Source organism: Herbaspirillum sp. B65 (genome assembly GCF_000333555.1).
GTDB lineage: Bacteria > Pseudomonadota > Gammaproteobacteria > Burkholderiales > Burkholderiaceae_D > Herbaspirillum > Herbaspirillum rubrisubalbicans.
Genome location: NZ_BADI01000295.1, coordinates 1 through 6356 on the forward strand (window position 1 = coordinate 1; position 6356 = coordinate 6356).

The following is a 6356-nucleotide window of genomic DNA, read 5'->3' on the forward strand; positions in this document are numbered from 1 at the left end:
AGCAATAGGTGCGCGCCACGCCGGCATTGTTGACCAGGACATCGCAGCGACCATAGTCTTTTTCGATGTCGCGAAAGGCCGAGGCAATCGAGTCCGCACTGCCCAGGTCCATCTTCACGGGTGCAGCACGATGGCCCGCTGCGACCAGCGCCTGCGCAGTGCTGGCAGCGGCGTCCAGGTTGATGTCGGCCACCAGCACGGTGTGTCCGCGTGCGGCCAGTTGTTGGGAAATGCTGGCGCCAATACCCATGGCTCCGCCCGTCACGAGCGCCACGCGGGCGCCGCTATCATGTTGATTCATATTGTCTCCGTGAGTGTTGGCGGCCCCGGCAGGAAAGAAAAAAGAGGCCGCCGTTTTTAATTCGTCGTTGGCAGGTCAATCATGGAAAATCCCCGATCGCTGGCGTGACTGGTGAGACGATCAGAGGAAGCCGATGGAAATCCAGGGCAGGAAGGCCACCACCAACAGCGCCACCACCAGCGCGGCCAGATAGCCCCAGACCCGGTTGAAGACGCCGTCCGGCGAGACCTTGCCGATGGCGCAGGCGGCATAGAAGCCCACGCCAAAGGGGGGTGCAAACAGGCCGATGCCCATGGCCAGGATCACCACCATCGCATAGTGCACGTCATGCACGCCCAGCGAACGGGCCACCGGGAACAGCAGTGGCCCGAACAGCACGATGGCGGGAATGCCTTCCAGCAGGCTGCCCAGCACGAATCACACCGACCCATTCATCGACTTCCACCGTATTGCCGTTGAGGAGCTTCAAGGATTCGCCCTTGCGGCCCCAGCGCACGTCCAGGCCACCATGGATCTTGTCCAGGTCGAACACGTGCGAGGGACGGCCCAGCTCCAGCATCACGTAGTTGGAGATATCCACCAGCGCCGAGATCGAACGCTGGCCGCTGCGCTCCAGGCGGCGCTTCATCCATGGCGGCGTAGCCGCCTTGGCGTTGAGGCCACGGATGACACGACCGGCAAAACGGCCGCACAGGTCGGGCGCAGAAATGCGCACCGGCAGCTTTTCATCCAGGTTGACGGTAGCAGCCTGATACACCGGCGCCTTCAGCGGCGCACCGGTCAGGGCCGAGACTTCACGTGCCACCCCCAGCACCGACAGGCAGTCGGCCTTGTTGGGGGTGAGCTTGATGGTGAACTTGAGGTCGTTCAACAGCATGTAGTCGCGGAAATTCTGGCCCACCGGTGCATCGTCGGGCAGCTCCAGCAGGCCACCATGATCGTCCGACAGCTTCAGTTCACGGGCCGAGCACAACATGCCCTGCGACTCCACGCCACGCAGCTTGCCGACCTTGATTTCGAAGGGTTTGCCATCCGGCCCCGGCGGCAGTACCGCGCCCACCATGGCGCAAGGCACCTTCAGGCCGGCGCGCACATTGGATGCGCCGCAGACGATGTTGAGAATAGTGCCGGTATGAACATTGACGCGGCATACGTTCAAACGGTCCGCATCCGGGTGCTTGCTGACCTCCAGCACTTCGCCCACCACCACATTGGTGAAGGGAGGCGCCACCGGTTCGACTTCCTCGACTTCCAGGCCGGACATGGTCAGCAGGTGCGACAGTTCATCCGAGGTCATGGTCGGGTTGACCATGGTACGCAGCCATTTTTCAGAGAATTGCATGATTCAGACTTTCAGCTATCAGCCAGAGGCGCGCCGCACATGGGCGCGGCACGCTGCGTGATCGAATTAATTGAATTGCTTCAGGAAGCGCAGATCGCCTTCGTAGAACAGGCGCAGGTCATTGATCCCGTAACGCAGCATGGTCAGGCGCTCCAGGCCCGAGCCGAACGCGAAGCCAATGTACTGCTCGGGATCCAGTCCCATGTTGCGCACCACGGTCGGATGCACCTGGCCGGCACCGGAGACTTCCAGCCAGCGGCCCTTGAGCGGACCGCTGCCGAAGGCGATATCGATCTCGGCCGAAGGTTCGGTGAAGGGGAAATAGGAAGGACGGAAGCGCACCTGCAGGTCGTCGGTCTCGAAGAAGGCCTTGACGAAGTTGAGGTAGACGCCCTTCAGGTCGGCGAAGCTGATATCCTCGGCGATCCACAGACCTTCGACCTGGTGGAACATCGGCGAGTGGGTGGCATCGCTGTCGACGCGATAGGTGCGGCCCGGGGCGATGACCTTGATGGGCGGCTTGTTCATGCGAGCGTAGCGCACCTGCATCGGGCTGGTGTGGGTACGCAGCAGCAGCGGCTTGCCCTGGGTGTCGTTGCCTTCGATGTAGAAGGTATCCTGCATCGAGCGCGCCGGGTGGTTTTCGGGGCTGTTCAATGCGGTGAAATTGGTCCAGTCGGTCTCGATCTCGGGACCGTCGGCGACGTCGAAACCGATGGAGCGGAAGATTTCCTCGACGCGCTGCCAGGAGCGCATCACCGGGTGGATACCACCCACGCCACGGCCGCGGCCCGGCAAGGTGACATCGATGGCTTCGGCATTCAGGCGTGCCTGCATCTGGGCGTTGGCCAAAGCATCGCGGCGGGCGGTGAGCGCGGTTTCGATCTGTTCCTTGGCGACGTTGATGATCGCCCCCTGTACCTTGCGCTCTTCCGGCGCCAGCTTGCCCAGCCCCTTCATCTGCTCGGTGATCTGACCGGTCTTGCCGAGGTACTTGGCCTTGGCATTTTCCAGTGCGGCGGCGTCGGGCGCGGCGGCGAAATCAGCCTGCGCCTGCGTGACCAGTTGGCCCAGGAGTTGGTCTAGGGGATTCATGCGGTAAATCTCGCTCCAATCGAAAATCCGACGACGAAGTCGAAAAGGAAAAAATCCACGAAACCGTGGATAAAAAATCCACGAACCCGTGGATCAAAAACATACGGGGCATCGGTGTATCACCTCTGCCCCGCAGGATTTTGCAGCGCCGGCTGCTGGTCTGACTTGCGTCCGATGTTGCGGCCGGCTACCGCAAACACGCTGTCGATTTAGGCGGCAGCGATGTTGGCCTTCACCTGGTTGACGATGGCAGCGAAAGCAGCCTTGTCGGTGACAGCCATATCGGCCAGGACCTTACGATCCAGTTCGATCGCAGCCTTCTTCAGGCCGTTCATGAACACGCTGTAGGTCACGCCGTGCGAACGCGCAGCGGCGTTGATACGGGCGATCCACAGTGCGCGGAACACGCGCTTCTTGTTACGACGGTCACGGTACGCGTACTGGCCAGCGCGCATGACTGCTTGCTTGGCGATACGGTAGACGTTTTTACGACGGCCGCGGTAACCCTTGGCGAGTGCGAGGACTTTCTTGTGGCGGGCACGTGCTGTTACCCCACGTTTGACTCTAGGCATAGTAGCTCCTTAGTGTATGGTGAGGTTAAGCGAACGGCAGCATTGCGCGAACGGAATTGAGGTTCGTCTCATGGACGCCCTCGGTACCGCGCAGTTGACGCTTGTTCTTGGTGGTCTTCTTGGTCAGGATGTGACGCTTGAAGGCTTGACCGCGCTTGACGGTACCGCCCGGGCGGACGCGAAAACGCTTCTTCGCGCTGCTCTTCGATTTCATCTTAGGCATAGCAACTCTGTCCTTTCGGACAGCTCCATTTTTTGATGATTGCAGGTGGCAGCACACTCGCTGCTCTTGGATGCCTGCTCTCACTTATTTGACAGCGGGAGAACCCGCTGCTTTTGCCCGATGCAGTGGCCTGCACCCGGCAAATCCTTTGTCGGCCTTGACTGCCGCGACTTGCATCGCTTGCGCGGCATGGACGACACCGGGGAGATGTCGTCCTGATACGGCTAACTGCAGAACCTCATTCAACACGGCTTAAACGATATCCAAATCATATAAACCGTTTAAACGATTTACTTCTTTTTCTTCGGCGCCAGCACCATGATCATCTGGCGACCTTCCATCTTGGGAAACTGCTCGACCTGGCCATACGGTTCCAGGTCAGCCTTCAGACGCTCCAACATGCGCATCCCGATTTCCTGGTGAGCCATTTCACGACCGCGGAAACGCAGCGTGATCTTGGTCTTGTCACCCTCTTCCAGGAACTTGGTCAGGTTGCGCAGCTTGATGTTGTAATCGCCATCATCGGTACCCGGGCGGAACTTGACTTCCTTGACCTGGATGACCTTCTGCTTGAGCTTGGCCTCGTGCGCCTTCTTCTGCTCCTGGTACTTGAACTTGCCGTAGTCCATCAGGCGGCAGACCGGAGGTTGCGCGGTAGGCGCAATTTCGACCAGATCCACTTCAGCCTCTTCGGAAAGACGAAGGGCTTCAGCCAGGCTGACGATGCCCAAAGGCTCGTTGTCGACACCCGAAAGGCGCACTTCCGGCGCAGTGATCTCGCGGTTGAGGCGATGCGACTTGTCAGTAGCTATTGCAGTTTCCTTTTAAAATCCAATAAATTAAGCCGTGCTCTTGCGCTGGGAGGAAGCCCTAGGCTTCCCCGTCTCAGGCTTTGGCAGCCACCTCATCCTTGAGGCGTTCCACCAAGGTGTCGATGGACATGACGCCCAGATCGACATTGCCCCGCGCACGCACGGCCACAGTGTTGGCATCCCGTTCTTTATCGCCGACAACCAGGATATAGGGCGGTTTCTGAATGGAATGCTGCCGTATTTTATAGGTAATCTTCTCGTTGCGCAAATCGGTCTCGACCCTAAACCCTTGTTTTTTCAGCGTTTGTGCAACGTTCTGCACATAATCGGCCTGCGCATCGGAAATATTCAGGATGACAACTTGCGTTGGCGCCAGCCACAAGGGCATGGCACCGGCGTGGTTTTCGATCAGGATGGCGATGAAGCGCTCCAGCGAACCGACGATGGCCCGGTGCAACATCACGGGCACCTTGCGGTTGTTGTCTTCGGTGACATACTCCGCCCCCAGGCGCGCCGGCATCGAGAAGTCCACCTGCATGGTGCCGCACTGCCAGGAGCGGCCGATCGAATCCTTGAGGTGATATTCGATCTTGGGACCATAGAAGGCGCCCTCGCCCGGCAACTCTTCCCACTCCGAACCGGAGGCGCGGATGGCTTCACGCAGGGCGTTCTCGGCCTTGTCCCAGACTTCCTCGGCGCCGATGCGCTTTTCCGGACGCAGGGCCAACTTCACCGCCACCTCCTTGAAGCCGAAGCAGTCATAGACTTCACGCACCACGCGGTTGAAGGCCGCCACCTCATCCTGGATCTGATCCTCGGTACAGAAGATGTGACCATCATCCTGGGTAAAGCCGCGCACGCGCATCATGCCGTGCAGCGCGCCGGAGGGCTCGTTGCGGTGGCACTGGCCGAATTCGCCGTAGCGCAGCGGCAGGTCGCGGTAGCTGTGCAGGCCGGAATTGAAGATCTGGATGTGGCCCGGGCAGTTCATCGGCTTCAAGGCATAGGCACGGTTTTCGGACTCGGTCGTGAACATGTTTTCACGATAGTTTTCCCAGTGACCGGTCTTTTCCCACAGGGAACGATCCAGGATCTGCGGCGCCTTCACTTCCTGATAGCCGTTGTCCTGGTAGACACGGCGCATGTATTGCTCCACCTGTTGCCAGATGGTCCAACCCTTGGGATGCCAGAAGATCAGACCCGGCGCCTCATCCTGGAAGTGGAACAGGTCCAGCGCACGGCCCAGCTTGCGGTGGTCGCGCTTTTCAGCCTCTTCCAGCATGTGCAGATAGGCTTCCTGGTCTTCCTTCTTGGCCCAGGCGGTGCCGTAGACACGCTGCAGCATCTCGTTGTTGGAGTCGCCGCGCCAGTAAGCGCCGGCCAGCTTCATCAGCTTGAAGACCTTCAGCTTGCCGGTAGAGGGCACGTGCGGGCCGCGGCACAGGTCGGTGAAGCTGCCCTCGGTGTAGAGCGACACATCCTCGTTCTGCGGAATGGAGGCGATGATCTCGGCCTTGTAGTCTTCGCCGATGGACTTGAAGTAAGCCACGGCCTCGTCGCGCGGCAGCACCTTGCGAGTGACCGGCTCATCCTTCTTGGCCAGCTCGGCCATCTTCTTTTCGATGGCTTGCAGGTCTTCCGGGGTGAAGGGGCGCTTGTACGAAAAGTCGTAGTAGAAACCATTGTCGATGACCGGGCCAATGGTGACCTGCGCTTCGGGGAACAGCTCCTTGACCGCATAGGCCAGCAAGTGGGCGGTGGAGTGACGGATCACTTCCAGACCATCGGCGTCCTTGTCGGTAATGATGGCCAGGTCCGCATCCTTGTCGATCAGATAGGAAGTATCGACCAGCTTGCCATCGACGCGCCCCGCCAGGGCCGCCTTGGCCAAGCCGGTGCCAATGTTGGCGGCGACCTGCGCCACCGTGACCGGGTTGTCGAACTGGCGTTGCGAACCATCGGGAAGACGTACTGAAACCATTTTGCACTCCATTCGGCAGCCTGCTCCTGC

6 protein-coding genes and 2 pseudogenes are annotated in these 6356 nt (G+C 59.9%); all 8 read right to left on the bottom strand.

Annotation, left to right across the window (positions count from 1 at the left end; all coding sequences use genetic code 11):
• Window positions 1–301, bottom strand: a 301-nt coding sequence (locus I5W_RS07680) for an SDR family NAD(P)-dependent oxidoreductase (protein WP_044528789.1), incomplete at its 3' end; no start/stop codon positions are given.
• Between the two features lie 120 nt (window positions 302–421).
• Window positions 422–715 (bottom strand): annotated as a pseudogene (locus I5W_RS07685) (TRAP transporter large permease subunit); the annotation flags it as partial.
• A 1-nt stretch (window position 716) separates the two neighbouring features.
• Window positions 717–1643, bottom strand: a pseudogene (ytpR, locus tag I5W_RS07690) (YtpR family tRNA-binding protein); the annotation flags it as partial.
• Between the two features lie 66 nt (window positions 1644–1709).
• Window positions 1710–2738, bottom strand: a complete 1029-nt coding sequence (gene pheS, locus I5W_RS07695) for a phenylalanine--tRNA ligase subunit alpha (protein ID WP_034331543.1) — start codon at window positions 2736–2738, stop codon at window positions 1710–1712.
• Between the two features lie 209 nt (window positions 2739–2947).
• Entirely contained in the window at window positions 2948–3310 is a 363-nt protein-coding gene (gene rplT / locus I5W_RS07700) for a 50S ribosomal protein L20 (RefSeq protein ID WP_006712690.1), read from the bottom strand.
• 25 nt (window positions 3311–3335) lie between these two features.
• Window positions 3336–3533: a 50S ribosomal protein L35 gene (gene rpmI, locus I5W_RS07705; RefSeq protein WP_006712688.1), complete on the bottom strand. Its 198-nt coding sequence runs from the start codon at window positions 3531–3533 to the stop codon at window positions 3336–3338.
• Between the two features lie 290 nt (window positions 3534–3823).
• Window positions 3824–4345 (bottom strand): translation initiation factor IF-3, encoded by a 522-nt coding sequence (gene infC, locus I5W_RS07710; RefSeq protein ID WP_081584533.1) that lies wholly within the window; start codon window positions 4343–4345, stop codon window positions 3824–3826.
• Window positions 4346–4418: 73 nt separating this feature from the next.
• Window positions 4419–6326, bottom strand: a complete 1908-nt coding sequence (gene thrS, locus I5W_RS07715; RefSeq protein ID WP_017450874.1) for a threonine--tRNA ligase — start codon at window positions 6324–6326, stop codon at window positions 4419–4421.
• Window positions 6327–6356 lie beyond the last annotated feature (30 nt).

What these genes read in the sequence shown, in the direction of transcription:
- pheS (WP_034331543.1), bottom strand. Translation starts at nt 2,738, where the DNA reads ATGAATCCCCTAGACCAACTCCTGGGCCAACTGGTCACGCAGGCGCAG.
- rplT (WP_006712690.1), bottom strand. Translation starts at nt 3,310, where the DNA reads ATGCCTAGAGTCAAACGTGGGGTAACAGCACGTGCCCGCCACAAGAAA.
- rpmI (WP_006712688.1), bottom strand. Translation starts at nt 3,533, where the DNA reads ATGCCTAAGATGAAATCGAAGAGCAGCGCGAAGAAGCGTTTTCGCGTC.
- thrS (WP_017450874.1), bottom strand. Translation starts at nt 6,326, where the DNA reads ATGGTTTCAGTACGTCTTCCCGATGGTTCGCAACGCCAGTTCGACAAC.